Genomic DNA, 24,263 nt, shown 5'->3' on the forward strand with positions numbered 1-24,263 from the left:
CGTCGTCGGACTTCAGGTCGCTTCTCGTGGATCTTCGATCACCCTCGCCATCCACGAACTGTCGTTGCGAAGCCACCAGGTGGGTACACGGCAGCGCTCTCGCTGCCGTGCTCGATTCTGCTGGCCTATTCGGGCAACACGGCGTCAGGCAACACGGTGCCGTCCAGCGACCATGGCCACGGTCTGTGACGCCGCTGTCGAGCGGTCGCTGGGTGTGCCCTGATCCGCGAGAAACTGCCCAGCGCCGTCAGGTCGGCGAAGGGTCAGGCCATAAAGATCATGTTGTGGTCGCGGTCGGCGGGCAGCAGTCCGAGCCAGCCGGGTCGGGTCGGGCAGGACGTGTCCGAGGCCGCGGCGTCGCAGGTCGACGTTGCTCCGGGAGCGATGGACGACGTCGCGGACGTCTCGGACGTTGCGGAGATGGTCGACCTGATCGTCGGAGAGGCTGTCACGCGCCCGGTGGCGCGCACCGTGGGACGAGCCGTCGTGGGTTCGGGCGAGGGTTCCGTGGTCGGTGACGGGGGGTCCGGATCCGGCGAGCGGGTCGGTGACGAGGGGGCGTGGGTGGGTGCCGCAGGTGTGGTCGGTTCCGGCGCGGCCGGCGTGGACGCCGCCCCCGGGGCCGGTGGCGGGGCGGCCGGACCCGGTCGACCACCGGTTCCGCCGGGAACAGTGCTGGATCCGCGGGACGCCGGCCGCCCGCCGCCCTGCGGGTCAGCGCCGGGAACGTCGGTGCCGCCCTGACCACCAGCACTGCCCGGCACGGCGGGTAGGCCTCCGGGTCCGGTCCCCGGCGCCATCGGGGTGGCGCCGGACGACGTGCCGCTGGGCTGCGACGTCGGCTCGGGAGACCGCGGTGAGCCACCGCCACCACCACCGCCACCACCGCCACCGACGGCGACGATCGCGGCGAGGATCACCAGGGCCGCCGCGACCGCGGCGATCACGACCCACCGGCCACCCGAGCCCAGGCGGGACCGGCCGGCCGGCGCCCGATGCCCGCCGCCCCCGGTCGCCGATGATCGTCGATCCGCCGGCCCGGACATCCGACCCGGCCCGGACATCCCACGCGGCCCGGCCGTCCCGCGCCCCGACCCGGCGCGCACCGTCGGGTCAGCCGCGGCTGCGGCGACGGCCGGGCCACGCGCCGCGGCGGGTAGCGAGGAGGCGATGACCGTCTGTTCGGAATCGGGCCGCGCGCCGGCGGACGAACCTGCCGCGGCAGCAGCGGTGTTCACGCTTCCCCGCCGCGACGAAGCGTCCGACGAGCGCGCTCGCGGCTCGGAGGTCCGACCCGCCGGCGGCGGAACCAGCTCGGTGTGTTCGGTGGGCGCGGTGTCCACCCCGGGTATCGGCACCGAGAGCGGCACCGACAGCGGCACCGACGGTGCCGGGGCAATCGGCGGTGCCGACGGTGGCGTCGAGGTCGACGGTGGCTGCACCGTCGACGGCGGCAGCGATCCTGACGGTGGCAGGGACGCCGAAGACGGCAGGGATGCCGACGGTGGCAGCGATGTTGGTGTGGTGATCGGTTCCTCGGACCCGGCCAGGTCCTCGCCGCCCCCGGTTGCCGCCGTGCCCGCCGGTGACCGGGCCAGTGCCGAGATGCGCACCGGCGTGGTCACCGGTTCGTCGGGCCCGGCCCCCGCCGATGCCACCGGTCCGGCCACCCCGACGGCCTCGGCTCCGGTGATCGGCGCCGGCAACGGGGTCAGCAGCGCGGCCGCGGCCTCACCGGAGGCGCCCGGGCGGGCGGGCACGCGGATGGCGATCCCGGGACGGAACCGGGTCTGCCCGGGCACGGGAATCGAGTGGATCCGACTCGAGGCTGGTGGCGTGTCCAGGCTGAGGCCGGCGGCCATACCCGTAAGCCCCGGCAGCAGCGCCTGCAGCCGGTCGATGTCGGGCCGTTCCCGCGGATCCTTGGCGAGCATGGCGGCCAGCACCGTCCACAGCTCGTCGGGAATGCCCGGCGGCCGGCCCGGGGCCAGATCGGCATGGGCCCGCAGAATGGACAGCATTTCCCGGCCGGCGAACGGCGCGACGCCGCACAGCATCTCGTAGAGCATGGTGCCGGCGGCGTAGACGTCCGCCGCGGGCCCGACAACTCCGCCGTCGACGCTTTCCGGCGCCATGTAGAGGGGGGTGCCGAGCATCCCTCCCGGCACGGTCAGACGGGTTGCCGAGGCGCACAGACCGGCGATGCCGAAGTCGGAGACCTTCGGCCGGGACATCCCGTCGCGGCGGTCGAGCAGCACGTTCTCCGGTTTGAGATCACGATGGACGATGCCCAGGCGGTGGGCGGTCGCGAGCCCGGTGAGAATGTCGACGATCAGACTGACCGCCTCGGCGGGTGGGAGTGTGCGCCGACGGTACAGCTCCTGGCGCAGGTCCGAACCCTCGACGTACTCCATCACGATGGCCAGATCACCGCGTTCGGCGACCAGGTCGTGGATGGCCACCACGAACGGCGACTGGACCCGGATCAGGATGGCCCGTTCCCGCATGAACCGGGAAACCACGCCGGGGTCGGCGGTGAAATGCGGCAGCAGCAGTTTGAAGGCCAGGACATTGCCCGCCTCGTCGTGACCGCGCCACACTTCACCCATGCCGCCCCGGCCGACCCGCGACAGCAGGGTGTAGGAACTTCCCAGCCTTCTAACCACTGCGTGCCATCACCACTTCGCTGCGCAGTTCCACGTCGATCCGCCGGCGTCTCCCCATGCGTCGCGCACGTCGTCCCTCCCGCGTCGGCGTCGGCGTCGGCAGTCGACCTGCCCCTTTTTCTCCCTGTGCCGCGGGCACGAACCGGTACCCGACAGTCGCTGGTGCGGTCCCTGGTCAGGATGCCGGACGTCCCTGGGCGCACGGTCCGGCGTCGATATGGGTTTCATCACCGGGGGTGAACGGTTCGGTGCGGGTCACCCCGCCCGGGGACCGGGAGCCGATCACCACCCGCGGCCCGGGCACCTCAGGCAGGTCAGGCGTCCAGGGCTGGCACCGCCACGGACGCATGGCCCGCCGGTGCCCGGGCGCCCGCAGCGACCCCGAGTCACCTGGACGGCCCGAACGGACAGCCCACAAACGGGCCCCCGGCCTCGGGCACATCCGTTCAGGGTCGGCCGGGCCGGGGCCGTCCGGGCGGTGCGGTCAGGCCATGGATGGGCGCAGGTCGGCGGCCAGGCGCAGGGTCCGGGCCTGTTCCTCGGCGTCGCCGAGCAGCCCGACCAGCAGCTCGGTCGCGCCGGCGTCCCGGTAGCGACGCACCGCCCGCGCGACGGTGGCCTCGTCGCCGGCCACCACCGTCTCGTGCACGCCGGCCAGGCCCTCGCGTTCGAGGGTCGCCCGGTAGGCGGGCAGGCTGCCGGCGAAGCCGAGCCGCTCGGCCACCGAGGCGCGGATCCGGTCCGGGTCGCTGGTCACGCACAGTCCGACCGCGCTGACCACCCGCGGCTTGGGGCGTCCCGCCGCGTCGGCCGCCTTGGTGATCGTCGGCACGATGTGGTCGGCAACCGTTCCGGGCCCCGTCCACACCGTCACCGTGCCGTCCGCGAGCTCGCCGGCGACGGTCAGCATCGTGGGCCCCAGCGCCGCCAGCAGCAGCGACGGCGTCTGGATGGCGGGCAGGTCGAGCTGGCCGACCGCGGTGAGGGTCTGCCCGCGCACCTCGACCGGCTCGCCGCGCAGCAGCGGGCGCAGCGCGGTGAGGTACTCGCGGATGTGCCGCACGGGACGGTCGTAGCTGTGGCCGAACACTCCCTCGATGACGACCTGATGGCTGGGCCCGACGCCCAGGGTGAGCGGACGCGAGCTCACCGCCTGGGCGGTCATGGCCTGCCCGGCGAGGGCGACGGGATGGCGCGGGTAGGTGGCGACGACGGCGGTACCCAGCTCGATGTCGGGCACCGCGGCCGCGCCGATCGCCACCAGCGTGAGCGCGTCCCAGCCGATCAGCTGACTGAGATGGACGCTGTCCAGACGGGCGTCGGCCGCCGCCCGGACCCGCTCGACGACGTCCTGCGGGCCGGCCGCGTTGGCAAGGTAGATCCCGATCTTCACTATGACTCCAGGTGCATGGGGCGTGACATGGTGCGGCAAGCTGCCGCGACCAGCGTCGTGCTCACGGGTGGTACGTAGCGGTAGCCGACAGTGGCCTCGTCAGGTCCGGGCCTCGCCGCGGCTGCCCCACCGCTCGGCGTGCAGGACCTCCGCCAGGGGACGTCGCCGGGCCCAGCCGTGTCGTTCCAGGTCGGGGAGTTCCGCCAGGGCGGTCACCGGACCCACGCACAGCCAGGCGACCGGGCGGATCCCGGCCGGGATGCCGAGCAGGTCACGCACGAACGGTTCGCGGTAGAACGACACCCAGCCGACCCCAAGTCCCTCGGCGGTCGCGGCCAGCCAGAGGTTCTGCACGGCCAGGCACACCGAGTAGAGGCCGGTGTCGGCGATCGCGTGCCGGCCGAGCACCGCCGGGGCGCCTCGGGCCGGGTCGTAGGTGACGACCAGCGACAGCGACGAGGCAAGCACCCCGTCGATGCGGATCTGGGCGAACCGGGCGGACCGCTGCGGATCAAGCGTCGCCTCGAACACCGCCCGTTCCCGCTGCACGTGCGCGGCGAACGCGCGCCGGGTCTCGAGATCATGAACGACGACAAAATCCCACGGCTGACTCAGCCCGACACTGGGCGCGGCATGCCCGGCCGCGAGCACGCGACGCAGGACGGGATCGGGTACGGGGGCGCCGGTGAACTCGCCACGCACGTCCCGACGGCGGTGCAGCAGGTCGTAGAGGACCTGCGCAGTGGAATCGTGCTCGGTGGAATGGTGCTGGGTGGAATGGTGCTGGGTGGAATCGTGCTGGGTGGACACGCCAGGCTCCCGCTGCCGGGCCGCCGGTGAGGGCGGCGCTGTGGCGGGGCCGGTCTTCGGACTCCCGGATCGACGCCGGCCGCCCGCCTTCCCAGGCCGCACGGCCCAGTGGCTGCGTGGGAGACGCGTGGACGGCTGCTCCCCGGTCACCGCGGCGGGCCCGTGCCGGACTTCCACCGGCTTCCCGATTCTTCCCGGTCACCCGGGACACCCCGCTTACGTTGCCAGGGCGGACGCTACCAACTCACCCGGCCCGATCAGTCCGGCCGTCACCCGTCCGGGCCAGTGCCGGCGCACGGGCCGCCGGGCCGGGCCGAAATGCCGATAACCGGGTGGCGAGCCTCATTCCGCGGAGACTTTTCGCTCCGGTATGGTTCCTTCGAGCAGCCGGACTCACCGGAGTGCGACTGGTCGGATCACGTCGGACGGGAGCAGCGTGACGGGCAGCCCGGGATTTCCGGCAGGCGGGCATCCTGTGCCGGGTAACGGACCTGGCCGCCGGTCGGACCTGCCCGGACTACCCCTTCGCCCCCATGATCCGGACGAAATCGGTCCATACCGTCTGCAGCGCGTCCTCGGTGAAGGCGGGATGGGCACCGTCTACTATGCGGCGCGCGATCACGACGCCCCGGTGGCCGTCAAAGCGATCCGTGCCGAGTACGTGGCCGCGCCGGGATTCCGCGGTCGCTTTCTCCAGGAAATCAGAAGCGCCCGGCGGGTACAGCCCTTCTGCACGGCGGCGGTGCTCGACTTCGATACCGGGGCCACCCCCTATCTGGTGACCGAGTATGTCGACGGTCCAGATCTTCGCCGCCAGATCACTTCCGGCGAACCGCTGTCGGAGTTCGACACCAAACGGTTCGCGATCGGCGTGGCCTCCGCGCTGCGGGCCATCCACAACGCCGGTGTCGTGCACCGGGATCTCAAACCGGCGAACGTGCTGCTGGCCAGGTTCGGTCCCCGGGTCATCGACTTCGGGGTGGCCGCGGCGCTGGTCGGCCCCGAGCGCACCGGCGCGGACGCCGGCGACGACCCGGACGTCCCACAGTGGCTGACCCCGGCGTACATGGCCCCGGAGCAGGCGCAGCGCGCCCGCCACCAGGGCATGTTCGATATTTCCCGACCCGCGGACGTCTTCGCCTGGGCCGGAGTGGTGCTGTACGCGGCGACCGGGCGGGCGCCGTTCGGCGAGGGCACCTTCGCGGAGCTGTTCGAGCGGGTCGTCTACGAGGAGCCGGACCTGACCGGTCTCGCCCCCGACCTCGAGGTGATCGTCCGCCGGGCTCTGCACAAGAATCCCGACCGTCGTCCCGACGCCCGCCAGCTGATCGGCAGCCTGCTCGGCGACACCGAGCCGGAGCCGTTCGAGTCCGGCAGTTCCGGCGCCAGACGCGACTGGGAGACCACGATCATCGCGCCGCCGCGCCAGCGCGTCCCGGTCGGCCCGACCGGCACCGCCGAGCCCTCCACCGCGGTCGACCCGTCCGACACCCGGCCCAGCTCGACCCTCGTCGGCCCGCTGGTCGGCGCCGGCTCGTCGGTGGGCGCAGGTGCCGCGGATGGTCCCGGCGGCTCGGATGGTGCCGGCGGCTCCGATGGTGCCGGCGGCTCCGATGGTGCCGGCGGCTCCGATGGTGCCGGCGGCTCCGATGGTGCCGGTGGCGCGGCGGGTCGGACCGCTCCCGGACCGCGACCGCGACGTCGAGGGCGACGCGCGCTGTTCGGCCTGGCCTCGGCCGCCGCGGTGATCCTGGCCCTGGTGGCCGTGCTGGTCCCGCCGTCGCCCGTCTCCCCGTGGCATCCGGCGGCGCGGCTGGGGACCTGCACGACCGTCACCATCAACACCGGGCAGCACGGCACCCCCTACTACGCCTACGGCAAGGCGCTGAAAGCGCGCATCACCGACCGCTATCCCGGCACCGACGTGGAGGTGCTGGCCACCAACGGCACCGGCGACAACCTGCTGCGCCTGCAGGATTCCACCGGCACGACCTGCGCGATGGCTGTGGTCCAGCTCAACACCACCGTGGACGCCCGGTTCGGGGTCAACCAGTTCAGCAACGGACCGCTGCCTGACCTGCGCACGGTCGGCCCGCTCTGGTTCGATCTGCTGCACGTGCTGGTGCGGGCCGACTCGTCGATCACGACGGCGGCGCAGCTGTGCGGCCACCGGGTCTCCACCGGGCAGAACAACTCCGGCACCGAGCAGCTCGGCGACGTCCTGTTCAAGAACGTACTGAAATGTAATCCACCGACCGTGCCGAACAATCTCACCAGCGGCCTGGCGGATCTGCAGGCACACCGGGTCGACGGCCTGGTGTGGGCTGGTGGCGCGCCGACCCCGCAGATCGTGCAGGCCCTGGGCGCCGGGCTGCGGGTGCGGCTGCTGCCGCTGGCGGACTCCCTCCCGGCGATGATGACGAACTGGGACGACGCCTACCGTTACCGGCTCGGTGACCGGTTCGTCGCCGGTCGAGTGTACGAGCCGGTGGCCGTCAGCCCCGGCGACTACGCCGGCGTGCCGGAGGTGAACACCATCGGTGCGCCCAACGGGCTGGTGGTCGACGCCGCCGCAGACCCGGCCCTGGTCGCCTTCGCCGCCCATACGCTGGTCGAGGACCGCGCCGACTTCGAGCGCGCGCTGTGGGGCGCCGACGATGACCGGCATTTCCGCTCCGTACGCGATGCCATCACGGCCAGTTCGCTGTACTGCCTGATCCCGCTCGCCCCCGCCGCCGAGCGCTACTACGCGGGCATCGACATCCGCCCCTCCTGCACCGCCCACTGACCGTCCCCCGGCGAGGACGGCCGTTCCCGCGGACGGTACGCCGGCACGGCACCTGACCCACACGCTCACCGCGTGCCCCCTGCTCCTGCCGGTACGCGACCGACGCCTGCGTTCGCCACTCCAGGCGTGGTTGTTGTGCGACACTCAGACAGCGGCCTTGACCTTCTGCCCGACAGGTGACGTTTCGGCTGCCGGTTTCGGTCACTGAGCGGAACCGTCGGGGATGAACGGGAGCGCCATGGCTGACGCCGCCCTCGGTTTGCAGCTCGCCGACGTACGCGAGCTGAGTCTCGACAAGCTCCGGGACAGCGCGGACGAGGTTCTACGGTCCGGCGTCGACCAGCTGCTGCACAACGTCGATGCGTTCAGCGCATGGTCTGCCAACGACGACAGCGGCGGCTGCCGTAGCCGGCTGGACTGATGCCGGCGGCACCGCCCGGTCGCCCGCCCGACAGTCCGCAGATCGGCCTGCACACGCTGTCCGGTACTGACGTCGACTCGCTGGCACTGGGCAGGCTCGATCACGGCGTCGTGCGGCGGCTGCTGGACGCCGAGACCAGTTATCGCCGCCTGGCCCTGCGCGCCGCGCTGGAGCTCTTGCGGGTACAGCCCGGCGCTGCGGGACCGCTGGTGCCGGTGGACGACGCGTGGGAGCTGCTCGTCGCGGCCGAGCGCCGCGACCCCGCGGCGGCCCGGGCGGTCATCGACCGGCCGTTCACCGGGGCCTGGGCCGCCCGGCTGCTGCGCCGGCTGCGCGGTCAGCCCTCCGGCGCCGAGCCGGCAGGGGTCCATGCGGAGTTACCGCTGTGGGTGGAGGTCGGTTACCTGCATGCGCTGGCGGTCGCGACCGCGGTGCGCGCCGGATGCGCCTGCACCCTGGCGGTCCCCGCCCGCCGTGGCGTCGTCCATCTGCCCTCGCTCGGCCATGCCCACCTCGCCGGGCTGGATCTCTGGGACCACGCCACGGTCGAGGTGACCGACGCGGGCGCACGCGTCGTCGGTCCCCTGGCCGCGGTACACCTCACCGTTCCCGGCCATCCGGACGGCTCCGACCGTCCATCCGATGCCGACCGTCCAGGCGACCTGCACGACGCGCCGTCGCAGCTGCACTGGCGGGCGACCCGATCACTTGCCAGTGGGGTCACCATCGAGGACGTCGACCCGTATCGCCAGGTCAGCGGCACAGCCGGCCCGGACTGGCTACCCGCCGTGCAGATCGCCGAGTGGGAAAGCCGGCTTGCCGCGGCCCGGCGTGTGCTGCGGGCGGGGCATCCGCGGACCGCGGCGGCACTCGACGCGACGATCACCGCCATCGTGCCACGGCCGGCCGCCCAGCGCTTCCGATCATTCAGCGCCACCTCGGCGGACGCGGTCGGCAGCGTGGAGCTCTCCGTGCCGTCGGACGGGGTGGACGGCGCCGTGATGCTCTCCCACGAACTGCGCCATGCGGTGCTCGGCATCGTGACGCACCTGGGCGATCTGCTCGATCCCGCGGCAGCTGCACGACGGTACCGGGTGCCCTGGCGGGACGACCCGCGCCCCGCCAGGGGCATGCTGCAGGGGATGTACGCGTTCTTCGGCGTTGCCGACTTCTGGCACGTCCAGCGCCACCTGGCGCGAGGCAACGAAGCGATGCTCGCCCACTTCGAGTTCGCCCTGTGGCGGGGCGCAGTGTTCGACACCGGCCGCGAGCTGCTGCGGACCGGGGCGTTGACCGCGCTGGGCCGCCGCTTCGTGACCGGTGTCGTCACCACGGTGCGCAGCTGGCTCACCGAGCCGGTACCGGCCGAGGCCGGCCGCCTCGCGGAACTGGCCACCACGGATGCCCGCGCGCTGTGGCACGTGCATCATCATCTCGTCGCGAGGTCGCAGGTCGCGCGCGGCCTTGCCGCAGCGTGGCTCGCCGGCGCCCAGGTGCCGCCCGTCGAGCCGGCCGCGATCGCCTATCGCCTCGATCCCGATCCGGATGCCCGCGCATTCGACACCCGGGCCTGCCTGGCCCGGTTGTGGCTGGCCGACCGGGATGTCTTTCGCCGCACCGAGCGGGAGGGGGCGCAGCGGGTCTATCGCGGCGCGAGCGCCGCCGACTGTGCTCTCGTACGCGGTGACCGGGACCGAGCGCGGGCGCTCTACCTGGCACAGCTGAACCGGCCCGGGCAGCACCGGCGGGCGCTGGTCGGGCTGGGCCTGGCTCTCGGCGCGGACCATCCGGCGGGCCGTGTGCTGCAGATGCGGCCCGAGCTCGTCGCGGCGGTGACCCGGGAGGTCGTCCGAAGCGACGGGCCGGCGGCGGCGCAGGGGGTAGTGCCCCATCTCGCCGCCTGGCTCGCCCCCCTCGTCGCGCCGCCGTCCCCTGCTCCACCTGACGCCTGACCCCCCACCGTGGCACGCCCGGCCCACCGCGGCGATCGCCCGGGCAGCAGCCACCCGCCGCCCGATCCGACGGCCCTGGCCGGACGGATCAGATGGGCATCGGGTCGATGTCACAGTCCAGCCGGATCCAGGCGACCACCTGGCGCGCGGCGGGGTGGTCGCGGCCGAGCACCGCGTCTATCCGGGTCAGCGTGCTGGCCTGCCGCTCGCGTGCCTCATCGGTGCGGCCGAGGGACCGCAGGTCCATCGCCAGGTTCGCCGCCACAGCCAGCGTGGAGGGATGCTGCTCGCCGAGCACCTCGGTCGAGATCGCCAGCGTGCGTTCGTCCCGCTCGAGCGCCGCGGCGAAGCGGCCCAGCGCGTGCAGGTCGCTGGCAAGGTTCGCGGCTGCGGCGAGCGTGCTGGGATGGGCCTCATCGAGTCGTTCGACGAAGGCGGCCAGGGTCTGCTCGTCGAGGTCGAGCGCGGCGTCGGCACGACCTGCCAGCCGGTCGATGACGGCAAGGTTGACCGCCGCGGCGAGGGTGTGCGGATGCGTCTCGCCGATTTTTTCACCGTAGCGACGCAGCGTCCGCAGGCACATCGCGCGGGCCTCGTGCAGCAGCCCAGCGTGGCGCAGATCGATGGACAGTCCCAGTGCGGCGGCGAGCGACGACGGGTGCCAGCCACCGTAACGGTTGAAGAAGCGTTGCTCGACCTCACGAGACAGGGTGAGGGCCCGCGGATGGTCGCCGGCCTTGCGATGGGCCACCGCCAGGTAGCGGCTGGCGTGCAACCGGGACGGATGCTCCGCCGAGATGTCGTACAGCCGTCGGAAACCGGCCTCGATGTTCTCCTGCGCGGCCCGGGCACCGAGGTAGTCACCGAGCTCCCGGTGGTCGAGGGTGACCCCGGTCAGGGTCGACAGACTGCTCGAGCTGTCCTCCCCGAACAGTCGCACGCTCTGGACCCAGGCCTGTTCGCCGAGCACCACGGACTCGCTGAACCGGCCGAGCAGGCGCAGGCACACCGCCACATTGTGGGCGGTGCTCAGCGTCTGCGGATCATCGGAGCCGAACGCCCTGCGGGCGCGGGCATGGGCGTCCTGGGCGATCTCGAGTGCCGCCGCGAACTCGCCGCGCCAGCGCAGGTCGGCGCCGACGTTGCCCATGAGCTCGTTCGTCATCTCGGCGTCGGGACCGTTGATCCTGGTCGACAGCTCGTAGGTGCGCTGGTTCACCTCGGCGGCCTCGGCGTAGCGGCCGACGGCGACCAGCCCCCAGCCGAACCGCAGCCCGATCTGGAGGGTGTACGGATCCTCGTCACCGAAGCCGGCCCGCCACGCGTCGTACACCCGGCGGCCGAACTCGACACTGCCCTCGTGGTCGCCCCAGGCCCAGAGGTAGTCACACAGGTTGAGCAGCACCTGTCGGACCCGGGGATCCTCGCACCGCTCGGTGTTCGACGCGACCAGATGCGGATACAGGTCCGCGTACACCGGCCACAGCGCGGGGTTGAACGGGTCGTTCGGGTCGCTTGCCGCGAGCATCACATGCGCGCCATGGCGCATGGTCCCCTGCTGCTGCGGCGTCATCCGGTTGACCAGCACGGCCTGCACGAGCCGGTGCATTCCGATGGAGCTGTCGCGATGGTCGATGCGGGCCAGCGCGAAGCGGTGGACGTCGCGGATCGCGCGGCTGAGCTTCACCGGGTCGCGCAACGCCGCGTCCAGGGGCGGGGAGATCGTTTCGTTGAACGCCCGGGACAGCAGCTGACGGGAGATCGGCGCCGGCGCAAAGGAGGCGCATACCTGGAGAAGCTCCAGCGCCGCCGGGTTGCTTTCGGCCAGCCGGTCCAGCGACACGTTCCAGGCGGCGGTGACCGGGCGCGGGTAGTCGGCCGTCTGGGTGTCGAGCAGATCGGTCAGCTTGCTCTCGAGCAGTAGCAGATACTCGTCGGCGGACATACCGGTTTCGGCCCGCCAGGTCGCGGCGGTCTCGATCGCCAGCGGAAGGTCACCAAGGGCGGCGGCGAGCCGGTCGGCGTCGGCGTCGGTCAGCGGGCCGCCGCGGCTACGCAGCAGGTCGATGCTCTCGTCACGGCGGAACACGGCCACTTCGAGGGGGCGGCTCACGTTTGCCCACCCGGGATCACGCGAAGTGACCAGGATCCGCCCCGTCGGGGAGGCGGGGAAGTACTCTCGCACCGACGCGGGGTCGTCGGCGTTGTCGAACACGAGCAGCCAACGCGGGTACGGGTCCCCCAACCGCAGCGCCTCGACGACCTGCCGGACGGCGACGTTCGCCTCGGCACCGACGTCAAGGCCGAGCCGCTGGCCCAGCTCGATGAGGGCGTTGCCGATCTGGACGCTCTGCTCGGCGGGAATCCACCAGATGACGTCGAAGTCGCCCAGATGCCGGTAGACATACTCGGCGGCAAGCTGCGTCTTGCCGACCCCGCCCATCCCGTGCAGCGCCTCGGGCAGGACGGAGGTGATCCCCTCGCGCAACCGGACGTCAAGGTCGACCAGCAGATCGTGCCGACCCGTGAAGTGGGGATTGCGTGGCGGCACGTTGGCCCACACCCGCGGCAGGTGACCCGACGGCTCAGGGGTACTCGGTTCCGGAGTACTCGGTTCCGGGGCACTCGGTGCCGGCGTTTCGGTGCCGCGCACGGGTGGACCCGTCCCGCTGTCGTCCCGCCGGCTGGCGGGAATCTCCGTCGAGGACCCGATGGCCTCGGGCATGAGTCGACCCACCCCAGCGATACTACTCATAGTGATGAGATTTTCACTCTCAGTCTCGGATTGTGGACGTGGTGTCGGGCTGCGGGTCGGGCTGGGCCCCGGCGACCGCGTGGGTGGGCGCGGGGGCGGCGGGGTGGTCGGGTCGACAGCGCGGCGCACCCGTTCGACGTCGGAGCGGGTGAGCTGGGCACGCAGGGCGCCGCGCAGGTCGGGATCGGGCTCGAACGTCGTCCGGGCGGTACCGGGCGTCAGCAGACCGAAGGCGAACACCTCGGACAGGTCCCGCCGGTGGGCACCGGCAATGCCGGCGACCGCACGCAGGCCACGACGTCCCAGCGCGGGGACGACCGCCAGCAGCGCGGCCAGGCGCTGGGCGGTGGGCGAGGCGTAGGCGCAGAAGGCGGCGAGCCGCTCGGCCGCCGATGACGCCAGGTCCGGTGCGGCCGGGTCTGGTGCCGGCGGTGCGCCGGGCCCGGCGATGACCGCAGCGGTCTCGAACCAGCTCAGATCCCGCGCGGCGACGAAGTGGGCCCACCGGGCGATCCACCCTGCGTCGATTTCCAGCACGGGTATCGGCACCGTCGGGAACCCGGCTGCCACGCCGGCCCCGCCCGCAGGCGCACCCACGCCGTCCGGGGCGCCCGCGCTGTCCGTCCCACCCGCACGGCTCGTCCCGGTGGAGCGTGGGGGCGCCTGCTGGCCGTAGTGCCACGAGCTCACCCGGCCCGGATCGTCGGCACCGACCCCGAGCATCCGCACCCGCGCGGCCCGCAGGTCGCTCTGCTGCCAGGTGTGCGCCGCGAGCACGTCGAGGACCGCCACCGGCCCGCCGACCGCCCAACCGCCGAGTACCCGCGCCATCCGTCCGGACCGCCAGGCCGGGCCCATCCCGTCGGTCAGCAGCCAGGTCATCCGCCGCGCCGCGCCCCCCCGGGGACGGACGGCGTCCAGGTAGTCGACCAGGCCACGATCGGTCAAACCACGATCGGTCGGATTGTGGTGAGTCGGATTGTGGTGAGTCGGATCGTGGTCGGGAACCAGGTAGGTGACCGCGACCCGGTGGAACGCCCGCTGTTCCCGCAGCGTCCCGGCCAGCACGGGAACCGCATCGGACCACACGGCGGAAAACGTCGGGTTCGCGTCGACCACGAGGTGGAGATCCCAGGGATCCGCCGGCAGCGGGCGCAGGGCCAGGCCCAGGGTCTCGGCGAATCCACGCTCGTCCCAGCCGGTCGACGGCAGCCCACCGCGAGGTGACTCCCGCAGGTATCGCAGCCGGGTCGGCTTGTCCGCCTGGTCGTCGGCCGGCCGGTGCAGGCCACGGGCGTCGTCCGCCGTCATGTGATCTCCCACGACGTCGCGTCGGACCGGGCACATCCGGCGAACTGTCCCGGATCATCCCAGAGCAGGGTTGCCGTGCGCCGGGCAGCGGCGTCGCGGGCCTTCGCCGGATCGCCGAGGGCGGCGAGGTCACCGAGCGACTCCAGGCGGGCGAGGTTCTCGATGCGGAAGCGGTGCGGCAGGTCGAGGGGACTGCCGTCGACCAGCAGGGAGATCAGGGCGGTGTCGTCAGCGGGACGGTCGGGGTCGGGCTGCTCCCAGGCAGCGACACCGATGCCCGCCGCCAGCGCACCGGTGAGCTGACGGTGGGCCGGCGATCCGGGGGTGGGCAGACCGCTGATCGCGACCGCACTGATCCGCTGGTCGGTGTCCAGTCCATAGACGCCGACCTGGGCGGCGTCTACCGCCACCGGAGCGGCGCCGCCCGCCTGCGTGAGCGCGGCCCAGCGCTGCAACCAGCGAAACCGGGCGGCGGCAGGCCAGTGCGCACGGTCAAAGCTGCGCACCACGAGGGCGTGGTCCTGCAGCAGGAGACGGCGGGTGCCACCGACTGTGCGGCCCCACCCGGTGACGGGCAGGGCGAGCTGCTCCACCGGTAGGACGATCTCCACGGTCAGGGTGGCAAGCGCACCGGTCGGCAGCTCACCCGCCAGGACCTCCTCGGCCTCGTCGATCACCTGGGCAGCGATCTGTTCGAACTCCTCCGGGAGCGCCGGTCGGGCCGGACCACGGTAGGGGACGCTCTCCCCCGCCCAGCCCAGCCACCAGGCCGCGCGATGCGTGCGCGCCGACCCGAGCGGTTGGAACTGCAGGCAGACCACGCAGGTGCGCCGCGCCCCGGACCAGGTGGAGAAGACAGCGGCTTCGAGCCGGGACCGGTTCAGCTGCGGGGTGAGATCCCGCTGATAGGCCAGCGCGCGCAGCCACGCCTCGACCCGGACCGCCGTGGTGGGTGTGAGCAGATCGGCGCAGCGCAGCAGGAACATCGCGTGCGGCGCCAGGGCATCCGGGGGCGGCTCCCGCCCGGCGGCCCATACGAACAGCTGCCAGGCGTCCACGCAGTGCTCGGGCGGCTGCCCCGGGCGGCAGGCCTGGCGAAACGCTCGAGTCGCCGCCTCCGCGGGGATCGCACCCAGCTCCGTGCGCAGCACCTCCCACAACTCACCAGCCTGGTCGGCGACCTCCAGGGCGTCCCATTCATCCTGCAGGTGCCGCAGGTTACGTACCAGTACCGAGTTCGGACGCAGGTCCTCGACCGCGTCGACGAGGGTCTGCACCCCGTCGTCGAGATCGTCGACGCATCCCGTCACGAACTGGAAGCACCAGTCGCGGGGAACGTCGAGCTGCGGAAGGTACAGCCGGACGCCGGCACGCCGCTCGAAACACTCCACCAACAGGGCCCGCTGGGCCAGGTCGAGCGGAGCGGCGCGGTGGTCGAGCACGTCGACGAACCCACGCAGCAACTGCGCACGCAACAGATCACGCCGCACGGACGACGATTCGCGCTGGGTCACGGCCCCCCCGGGTGCTCGCACCAGGCTCGCCGGCAGCCGCCCCTCATCGCGCAGCTCGCCGAATCTGGTGCACAGCGTAACCCGACGGACAGATCGGGGAGAGTCTCTCCTCGACTGGCCGATCGTCATCGGACGTTCCCGTTCCTCGTCGGACACCACCCTCATGAGCAGACGCTCCGTCAGGAGCCGTCGGTGGCGAACACGCGGTTGCCCGGAAAGGCCCTGGCTGCGGCCGCGAGGACCCGCCGACGCCCGTCGCGGATCAGCCCGTGCCCGAGCAGCCATGACACCTGCGTCCAGAAGGCAGCCGCGTCGCCCTCGGCGACCGGGATGCGTTCCGCCGGCAGCCCGGCCGCGACCAGCAGCTGCCGCGCGCCGACCCCGGTACCGAAGATCACCGCCAGCTCACGGAGCTCGACCGGTTCCAGCTGCCGGTGCTGCTGCATCGACGCCCGGTCATCGGGTGCCTCCTCAGCCACAACGAGCCGGGCGAGCTGGCGGGACAGCCGGGAACCGGGCTGGAGATCATCCACCGCGCGACACAGCGCGGTGAGCCCGCCCGGCTCCTGCGCCAGCTCGTGGATGAGGGCGGCGAACCACTGGTGGGGCACGTCGTACTCGGCGAGGTACAGCTCGCACCCCGGCCCAAGGTGATCGACGACGCGGTCATGCAGCAGCCGGCGGGCGGCGGCACGTTCGAACGTGGGCGCGTCAGCCAGCGCGGCCACGATCAGCGCACGCGCGACCCGGGGGTCGTCCGCCCCGTCCTGCGTCCGCACCTCGCCCCCGCTCCAGGCGTTCGGAAACCACCTCGCCGCGACCCCCAGCCCCCACCGGTGCCGTCGTCCGAGGCTCGACAGGCAGCCCTGCCGTCACCCGAGTTCCCCCGATAATGCATTATGCGACTGATCCGCCACCCGGCGGGTCACCTTCGGGTGGGAGCCGGCCGTCGGCTGGGAGACCGTCGGGGTGACGGTCAGGCGCGTTGGTAGACGCGCAGGTAGTCGATGTCCATGCTGGCGGGGAACGGGGTACTCGCGTCCACCCCGCCGCCGAGGGGACCCCAGCTTCCGCCGACGCTGAAGTTGGCGATGACGTAGAACGGGGTGTTCTTCACCGCACCCGGATCGCTGACGGTGCGACCCATCTTCTTTCCATCGACATACCAGGTCAGGCCGTCGGGCTCCCAGTCCAGGCCGAAGACGTGCCAGCCGGCGGACGCGTCGGAGATCGTCGCCTGCTGCGGGGAGCAGGGGTGACCGCATTCGCCGCCACCGCCACCCCAGTGGGCGGTGAAGTGGTACTCGGACGGATTGTTGCCGGGGATCTCGAAGACGTCCATCTCGCCGGTGTCGGGCCAGCCGGCGCCGCCGGTGGTCCCTGCGGGCAGCTGCCACATCGACGGCCAGAACCCGTTGCCGCGGGGAATGCGGACGCGGCCCTCGTAGTAGCCGTAGGTGTAGGAGAAGGGCTGGTAACCGGCCGGGGCGGGGCCGAAGGAGGCCGGCCACGGACCGGTGCTGACCATGCCGGAGTGGATCTGCCCGCCGGCGTCCCGGGTGGCGCTCAGGTGCAGCGCGCCGTCGGCCACGCGGACGTTGGCGTTGTCCGTCGCGGCGGTGTTGAAGATCTCCTTCTCGTTGTTCCACGGCAGGCACAGGGAACGGAAGCTCGGATTGCACAGCTGCCACTTCGTCCGGTCCAGCGCGGTGCCGTCGAAGTCGTCGCCGAGGACGAGCTTCCAGCCCCGACCCCCCGGGCTGACCGGCCCGACCGGCTGGGGTGCCCCACCCCCGGTGGCGGCCAGCGGCGCCCCGCTCGTCGATGGCGCGACGGGCGTGGACGCCGCCGGGGACGCCTCGGAGCTGGCGGCGGTGGCGGCGGGCGTCGCACCCGGAGCCAACGACGGAGCCGACGGCGAGGCCGGGGAGGACGTCGAGGGCGAGGGCATGGGCGACGACGGAGTGGGTGCGGAGGAGGCGGTGGACGGCGAGGTCGTGGCGTGCGGGGCGGCGGTGGGCACGGTCACCGCGAGGGTGCTCGTGGCGCTCGTCGGGCCCGAGGTGGCGGTGACGGTGACGGATCCGTCGTAGCCCGCGGGCAGCAGGAAGCCGACGATCAGGCGCCCGTCGGCGTCGGTGCGCGTCGTCGTGCTGCCCCGCAGGCCGGTGGCCGTCGCGGTCAGCTCGATCGGGGCCTGTACCGGAAAGCCGCGCGCCGCGACGAGCACGATGTCCTGCTCGAACACCACCAGGCGGAGCCGGGGCGCCGACGCGTCCACCCCCGCGGACGGCGAGGCCGATCCCGCCGACGGCGAGCTCGACGTCTGCGTCGACACCGATGCCTCTGCCGATGTGCCCGTCGACGCGGGAACGTCCATGGGCTCTGCCGGCGGCTGTGCGGCGGGCACGGCAGCCGGGGTGGGCACGGCGGTCGCGGCGTCGGGGGATCCGGCCCCGTGGTGCGCCCGCGACGTCGCGTCGGCAGCCGGCGCCAACCCGAAGGCAAGGGTGACGGCGGCGACTACTGCGAGCATTACTGGACGACCCAGCCGTATCGCCATGAGCGCATGGTAAACGGCAGGGCGCTCAGTGCATATGACTCGATGGCCTGTAGGATTTCTGTTGTGAAAACGCCGTTCGCCTGGTTCGTCGGCGGACGGTGGCAGTTCAACAATCCCCGCCTTGATCGAAGCGATCTGCCCGTTGTCGGCAGACCGTCCTTCTGACGCACCCGGTCGTCCCACCCTCTTTCGCCTACCCCCGCACGTTCGCCTACCCCCACCCGGGGCCGACCTGCGGCCACCCCGGTGTGGGTGGGCCTTCGTCCACTCCGTCCGGAGCGGGCTTTCCACTGCTCACCCAAGGGCCGGTTCCTCCTCCCCCGGTTCGGGGCTGACCTGGGGGTTGTCGGCGCGCAGACGCCAGCCGCCGGCCCGGTCACGTTCGCGCCAGAACGCGGCGTAACGGCCGTCCCGGGCGAGCAGCTCGGCGTGGGATCCGGATTCGACGACCCGCCCGTCGGCCAGCACCGCGATCTGGTCGGCCCGCACGACCGTGTTCAGCCGGTGCGCGATGACCAGCACCGTCCGCTCGGCGGCGAGTTCCGCCAGGGCCTCGTGCACCGCGGCCTCGTTCTCCGGGTCGAGGGACGCGGTGGCCTCGTCGAGCAGCACGATCGGCGCGTCCCGGCACAGGGCGCGGGCGATGGCGACCCGCTGGCGTTCCCCGCCGGAGAGCAGCCGGCCGCCCTCGCCCACGCGGGCGGCCCAGCCGTTCGGCAGCCGGGCGACGACGGTGTCGACCCTGGCCCGGCGGGCGGCGTCGCGGACCTGGGCGTCGGTGGCGTCGGGGTTGCCGAAGCGGATGTTGTCCTCGACGGTGCCGTCGAAGAGGTAGACGTCCTGGAAGACGAACGCGAGGTGGCGCAGCAGCGTGGCGCCGGGCAGCTCGCGGACGTCGACGCCGCCGACGCGCACCGATCCGGAGGCGACGTCGTGGAAGCGGGCGATGAGCCTGGTGACCGTGGTCTTGCCGCCGCCGGAGACGCCGACGAGTGCCGTGGTCCGCCCGGCGGGAATCGACAGGGTCAGCCCGCGCAGCACCTCGGGTCCGTCGGGGTAGGCGAAGTGGACGTCGACGAGGTCGACCCCGGCATGGGTGATCCGGCTGACGGCGGCGTCCGGGGGTGGTTCGGGCAGTGGGGCGACGGTGAGCAGGCCGTCGATGCGGGCGGCGGACGACTCGGTGCCCCGCAGGGCCGCGCCGAGTCCGACCAGGGCGTCCAGCGGGCGCAGCAGGCTGATGCCGAGGACGACCAGCGCGATCATCCGCTCCGGGCCGAGCGCGTCGTGGGTGGTCAGGGCGACCCCGGTGAACAGCAGGGCGGTGAACGCCAGCTGCAGGCCGAGCTCCCCCAGGTACTCACCGGGCAGTGCGGCGACGATCTGGCGGCGGGCCGAGCGGTGCTGGGCGGTCAGGGCCCGGTCCAGCTCGGCGCGCCCGGCGGCGCTCTGGCCGGCGGCGCGCAGGGTCGGCTGGGCACCGGCGAACTCGACCAGCCGGGTGCCGGCATCCGTCGTCGCGGCGTGCTCGAGGGCCTCGGCGCGGGCGGTCAGACGTCGCGCGAGGGTGAGCGCGACGAGCACCAGGGGGATGGCGGCCAGGGCGGCGAACCCGATCCGCCAGTCGTAGGCGAACAGGAACACCGCGACGGTCGCCGGGGTCAGAATCGCCCCGAGCAGCGCCTGGGCGAGAAAGACGATGTTCGCCACCCGGGCCACGTCGGCGGTGACCAGCTGCGGGACGACCCCGGCGCCGCCGGCGTCGAACCAGCCCAGGGGCAGGGTCAGGAGTGTGTCGCCGAGCCGGGTGTACAGATCGCGCCGCCAGGCGGTGGACAGCCGCAGTGCCCGCGAGCCCAGGTAGTAGTGCGCCCACCAGCCGACGACCGCCGCCACGGCCATCGGGATCACCCAGCGTCCGGCGGTGGCGGTGTGCCCGCGCAGCAACGCGGTCAGCAGCGGGGCGAGCACCCCGAACGCCACTCCCTCGGCGACGGCGTACCCGCCGATCGCCACCAGATAGCGGCGCAGCGGCGCCCGCTGATCCGCGGGCACCAGCCCGCGCAGCGCGCCCCTCATCGCCGGCCCCCCTGCTGGGCGGCCCACAGCGCGGCGTAGCGTCCGCCGGCGGCCAGCAGGTCGGCGTGGCGGCCCTGCTCGACCACCCGGCCGTTGTCGAGGACGAGAATCTGATCCACCTCGGTGATCGTGTAGAGCCGGTGGGCGATGACGAGCAGGGTGCGTCCGACGGCGAGGGCGGCCAGCGCGTCCTGGATCTGGGCCTCGGAGTCGGGATCGGCGAAGGCGGTGGCCTCGTCGAGCAGGATGATCGGGGTGTCGGCGAGCAGCGTGCGGGCGATCGCGACCCGCTGTGCCTCCCCGCCGGACAGGTGTGCGTCCACGCCGACGACCGAGTCGTAGCCGCGTGGCAGGGCGCGGATGCGCTCGTCGATCGCGGCGGCCCGGGCGGCGGCGTGTACGGCGTCGTCGCCGGCCGCCGGGACGGCGAGCGCGACGTTGTCCCGGATCGAGCGTTCCAGCAGCACCGAGTCCTGCAGCAGGAAGGCGACGCGGCGGTAGAGCTCGTCGCGGGTGAGCTCGCGCAGGTCGACCCCGCCGAGGCGGATGGCGCCGCCGGTGACGTCGGCGAAGCGGGCCAGCAGCATCGCCAGCGTCGACTTGCCGGCACCCGACGGCCCGACCAGCGCCGTCACCGTGCCCGGGGCCAGCGTCGCGCTCACCCCGTGCAGGACGGCGTGGCCGTCCGGATAACCGAAGTGGACGTCGTCGAGGTCGACGGTCAGCGGGGTGCCCGGGGTGCGGGCCCGGTCGGGTTCGACGGCGGGCTGCGGCGGCTCGCGCAGCAGCGCGGTGATCCGCCCGGCCGCGTCCCGGGCGGATTCACGCAGGTCCTGCGCCAGGTAGATCGGGGTGAGCTGTTCGAACAGGCCCACGCCGAGCAGGGCGAAGGCGACCAGGTCAACCGGGTCGGACCAGCCGGCGCCGACCAGCGCCACCCCGAGCCCGGTCACCACGAACACCACGGTGGACGGCGCCACCGTCGCCCGGGCCACCCCACGCGGGCGCAGGAAGATCCGCTGAGCCTGCTCGTCGGCGTCAACGTAGGCGGCGGCCGCGGCGCGAAACCGCGGGGCGTGCCCGTCGCGGGCGAAGGCCTTCAGCTCGGCGATGCCGCGCACGGTCTCCAGCACCGCCGCGCCCAGTTCGGTGCTCGCCGCGGCCATCCGCGCCCGCTGGTCGCCCGCGCGCACGGCCAGCCACATCCGGATGGCCTGGGCCAGTGCCACCAGGCCCATCGTGACCAGCGCCAACGGCCAGTCGACCCACAGCAGGTAGCCGACGACGACCACCGGCCCGGCGATCGCCGCCGCGAGATCCGCCCGGGCGTGGGCGATCGCATGGTGCAGGGTGGCCACGTCGTCCTGCACGACCGAACGCACCTGCCCGGACACCCCACCGGCGAACCAGCTCAGCGGCAGCGCGCCGAGCTGCCCGGTGAGGCGCCGGCGCAGCAGATGGGCGAGGTCGGCGTCGGCGAGATGGCTGAGCAGGCCGGCCACGGCGTACAGCACGAGCCGGGCGAACAGCAGGCCGACGGCCAGCCAGGCAAGCCCCCACACCGGCCGGCCACCGCCGCCGCCGCCGGTACCACCGGTGCCCCCGCCGTCCAGCAGCCGCCGGGCGATCTCCACCAACACGACCGCCGGGGTCACCGCCAGCACCGCGGCCAGCGCCTGCAGCACCGCGGCCACCGTGATCCGGGTCCGCACCGGCCGCCGCAGCGCGGCCAGCTCCTGCCCCGGACGCAGGTCCGCGACGTCTATCGCCATCCCAAACCCTCGCCCATGCCGTCCCCTCTCCCAAACCGGACCGATGAATAGGTTAGGCTAACCTAACTCCTAAGGTCATGGTTCGTCCGCGGAGCCGGTCGCCAGGCGGCCAGGCGGCCAGGCGGCCAGGCGGCCAGGACGAGCCGATCGGTGGACGGCCGGCGGCGAGCCGGTCAGCGGACCGCAGCGGACGTCAGCGGGCGGCCGGGGCGAGGCGGTGGTCGCGGGGGCTGGTGCCACGGACGCGACGGAAGGCGGCGGACAGGGCGAAGCCGCTGCCGTAGCCGACCTTGCGGGCGACCGCGTCCACCGTTGCCGTGGGTTCGCGCAGCAGGTCGGCGGCGAGGTCGAGGCGCCAGCCGGTCAGGAACGCCATCGGCGATTCGCCGACGAGCTCGGTGAAGCGCCGGGCCAGCGTCGCCCGGGACACCCCGACCTTGGCGGCGAGACTCGCGACCGTCCACGGATGTTCCGGATGGCTCTGCAGATAGCGCAGCGCCGAGCCCACCACCGGATCGTCATGCGCCCGGTACCAGGCGGGTGCGGCCTGGCCGGCCCGGGCGAACCAGACCCGCAGCACGGCGATCAGCAACAGGTCGAGCAGCCGGTCGAGCACCGCCTCCTGCCCGGGCTCGTCCCGGGTGATCTCCTGGGCGAGCAGCCCGACCAGCGGCGAGTCCCAGCCGTCTCGGCGCACCACCACCTGCGGGGGCAGCGCGCGCAGCAGCCGCTGGCTCACCTCCCCCTCGAGCAGGTAGGTGCCGGTGAGCATGACCGTCGGGCCGGAAAGGCTGTCGCCCCAGGTACGCACGCCGAGGTCCATCGCCGCGGCGAGGCTGTTGCCGGCCAGATCGGTGCAGTGCTGGTCGGGATGGATCACGATGCTGGGCGGGGTCGCCGGATCGTCGGCGACGGTGTACGGCTCGGGTCCGCGCAGCACCACGACATCGCCGGCCGCGAGCCGGGTACGCGTCCCGTCGTCGGCGAGCACCCACGCCTCGCCGCGGACCATCGCCGCGATCGACAGCGGCGCCCGGTCCTGGATCCGCAGCGACCAGGGCGGGGTCAGGATCGAGCGCAGCAGGAACGCCCGGTTCGCCCGCGGCCCGTCCAGCAGCCCGACGATCGCGTCCACAGCCGCGAGGATAACGCCCGATCTGGACGCCCGAACATGCATCCGAGCGTCTCGGCCATGGAGCATCCCCACGCGTTGACCTTGACTGGTCCTCATGACGAACACCACCGGGCAGTACCGCCCCACGCCCGTTGTCGGTACGCCCCGTCCTGCGGAAAGGTCGAGATCGTCGATGGACCTGTTGCGCCACGCCTCGCTGGTCGGTGCCACCGTCGCCGTGGGCCTGATGGCCGGGCTGTACTTCGCCTACTCCTGCTCGGTGATGCCGGGCCTGCGCCACACCGACGACCGGACCTTCGTCGCCACGATGCGCTCGATCAACGACGCGATTCTCAACGGCTGGTTCTTCCTCGCCTTCATCGGCGCACTGCTGCTCACTGGCCTTGCGGGGGTGGCCCAGCTCGGCAGCGGCCACCGCGCGACGCTGGGCTGGATCGCCGCCGGGTTCGTCCTGTACGGCCTGACGATCGTCACCACCGGCGCGGTCAACGTGCCACTCAACAACGACCTCTCGCACGTCGGCCAGCCCGGTGGACCCACCGACCTCGCCGCCGCACGGGCCGCGTTCGAGACGACCTGGGTCCGCTGGAACCTGGTCCGCACCGCCGGTTCCACCGCGGCCTTCGCCTGCCTGACCTGGGCCCTGGTCCTGCACGGCCGCACCCGCCCCTGAACGGTCGGCGCCGCTCTCGGTCACGCTCCCACTCCCACTCCCACTCCCGGCCCCGGTCCCGGTCACGAGTGCCGAATTGACGGTGTGACATTAGGTACTGGACGCGGCACGAAGTGACACGAAGATCCTTGCGGCTTGGGTCGCACCTCGGCATCGAAGGCTGGTTCAAGATGTCACGCGGTCGCGCCTCCGCCTCCGGTGGACCGTCGAAGCCACGCTGGTCGCCTCGCGCCGAGGCCTTGATCACGTCTTGCCGAGGCCTGGTGAAGACACGAGGCCCCGGATCCGTCACCAAGCCTCGGCAGGATCGGCGCTGGCGCCGAACTCCTCGGCGATGTGGTCGTCCCGGGTATGCCGCTGCCCGTCGGGTCGACGGGCCCCCTCCCGTCCAGGGTTGGGATGGGCAGGTTTTCGTGGATCAAGGTGCCGGC

General features: G+C 72.8%; 14 protein-coding genes and 1 riboswitch. Of the genes, 4 read left to right on the forward strand and 10 right to left on the reverse strand.

Going from position 1 to position 24,263, the window contains the following annotated elements; genetic code table 11:
• Positions 1–263 precede the first annotated feature (263 nt).
• The 3 genes from ND747_RS04260 to bluB all read right to left on the reverse strand — a co-directional run bounded on the left by ND747_RS04260 (position 264) and on the right by bluB (position 4,782).
• A complete protein-coding gene (locus ND747_RS04260) occupies positions 264–2,666 on the reverse strand; it encodes a serine/threonine-protein kinase (RefSeq protein WP_251731949.1) in 2,403 nt (800 codons plus the stop codon).
• A 484-nt stretch (positions 2,667–3,150) separates the two neighbouring features.
• Complete coding sequence (locus ND747_RS04265; RefSeq protein ID WP_251731950.1) at positions 3,151–4,059, reverse strand: TIGR03564 family F420-dependent LLM class oxidoreductase; 909 nt, start codon at positions 4,057–4,059, stop codon at positions 3,151–3,153.
• Between the two features lie 99 nt (positions 4,060–4,158).
• A complete protein-coding gene (gene bluB, locus ND747_RS04270; RefSeq protein ID WP_251731981.1) occupies positions 4,159–4,782 on the reverse strand; it encodes a 5,6-dimethylbenzimidazole synthase in 624 nt (207 codons plus the stop codon).
• Positions 4,783–4,898: 116 nt separating this feature from the next.
• A riboswitch (cobalamin riboswitch) is annotated at positions 4,899–5,099 on the reverse strand.
• Positions 5,100–5,239: 140 nt separating this feature from the next.
• Between bluB and ND747_RS04275 the strand changes: the two genes are divergently transcribed.
• The 3 genes from ND747_RS04275 to ND747_RS04285 all read left to right on the forward strand — a co-directional run bounded on the left by ND747_RS04275 (position 5,240) and on the right by ND747_RS04285 (position 10,030).
• A complete protein-coding gene (locus ND747_RS04275) occupies positions 5,240–7,657 on the forward strand; it encodes a serine/threonine-protein kinase (RefSeq protein WP_285899969.1) in 2,418 nt (805 codons plus the stop codon).
• Between the two features lie 238 nt (positions 7,658–7,895).
• The gene (locus ND747_RS04280) at positions 7,896–8,078 is read left to right on the forward strand and encodes a hypothetical protein (protein ID WP_251731952.1); all 183 of its coding nucleotides are present in this window, start codon (positions 7,896–7,898) and stop codon (positions 8,076–8,078) included.
• A complete protein-coding gene (locus tag ND747_RS04285; protein ID WP_251731953.1) occupies positions 8,078–10,030 on the forward strand; it encodes an HEXXH motif domain-containing protein in 1,953 nt (650 codons plus the stop codon). Before ND747_RS04280 ends, ND747_RS04285 begins: the two co-directional genes overlap by 1 nt.
• Positions 10,031–10,118: 88 nt before the next feature.
• Here the strand turns inward: ND747_RS04285 and fxsT are convergent, their stop codons facing one another.
• The 7 genes from fxsT to ND747_RS04320 all read right to left on the reverse strand — a co-directional run bounded on the left by fxsT (position 10,119) and on the right by ND747_RS04320 (position 23,159).
• Positions 10,119–14,096 carry an FxSxx-COOH system tetratricopeptide repeat protein gene (gene fxsT, locus ND747_RS04290; protein ID WP_251731954.1) on the reverse strand — a complete coding sequence of 1,326 codons (3,978 nt, stop codon included), beginning with the start codon at positions 14,094–14,096 and terminating at the stop codon, positions 10,119–10,121.
• Positions 14,093–15,775 (reverse strand): hypothetical protein, encoded by a 1,683-nt coding sequence (locus ND747_RS04295; RefSeq protein WP_251731956.1) that lies wholly within the window; start codon positions 15,773–15,775, stop codon positions 14,093–14,095. Before ND747_RS04295 ends, fxsT begins: the two co-directional genes overlap by 4 nt.
• Before the next feature lie 14 nt (positions 15,776–15,789).
• Positions 15,790–16,389, reverse strand: coding sequence for an effector-associated domain EAD1-containing protein (locus ND747_RS04300; protein WP_251731957.1), 600 nt, complete (start codon positions 16,387–16,389; stop codon positions 15,790–15,792).
• Between the two features lie 197 nt (positions 16,390–16,586).
• Positions 16,587–18,146, reverse strand: coding sequence for a family 16 glycosylhydrolase (locus ND747_RS04305; RefSeq protein ID WP_251731958.1), 1,560 nt, complete (start codon positions 18,144–18,146; stop codon positions 16,587–16,589).
• 321 nt (positions 18,147–18,467) lie between these two features.
• Positions 18,468–20,252 carry an ABC transporter ATP-binding protein gene (locus ND747_RS04310; protein WP_251731960.1) on the reverse strand — a complete coding sequence of 595 codons (1,785 nt, stop codon included), beginning with the start codon at positions 20,250–20,252 and terminating at the stop codon, positions 18,468–18,470.
• Positions 20,249–22,024 (reverse strand): ABC transporter ATP-binding protein, encoded by a 1,776-nt coding sequence (locus ND747_RS04315; RefSeq protein WP_251731962.1) that lies wholly within the window; start codon positions 22,022–22,024, stop codon positions 20,249–20,251. Before ND747_RS04315 ends, ND747_RS04310 begins: the two co-directional genes overlap by 4 nt.
• Before the next feature lie 193 nt (positions 22,025–22,217).
• Positions 22,218–23,159, reverse strand: a complete 942-nt coding sequence (locus ND747_RS04320; RefSeq protein WP_251731963.1) for an AraC family transcriptional regulator — start codon at positions 23,157–23,159, stop codon at positions 22,218–22,220.
• Between the two features lie 172 nt (positions 23,160–23,331).
• Here ND747_RS04320 and ND747_RS04325 point away from each other — a divergent pair, with 172 nt between their 5' ends.
• A complete protein-coding gene (locus ND747_RS04325) occupies positions 23,332–23,832 on the forward strand; it encodes a DUF1772 domain-containing protein (RefSeq protein ID WP_251731965.1) in 501 nt (166 codons plus the stop codon).
• Positions 23,833–24,263: the final 431 nt, after the last annotated feature.

This window comes from Frankia sp. R82, from assembly GCF_023716925.1.
Lineage (GTDB): Bacteria > Actinomycetota > Actinomycetes > Frankiales > Frankiaceae > Frankia.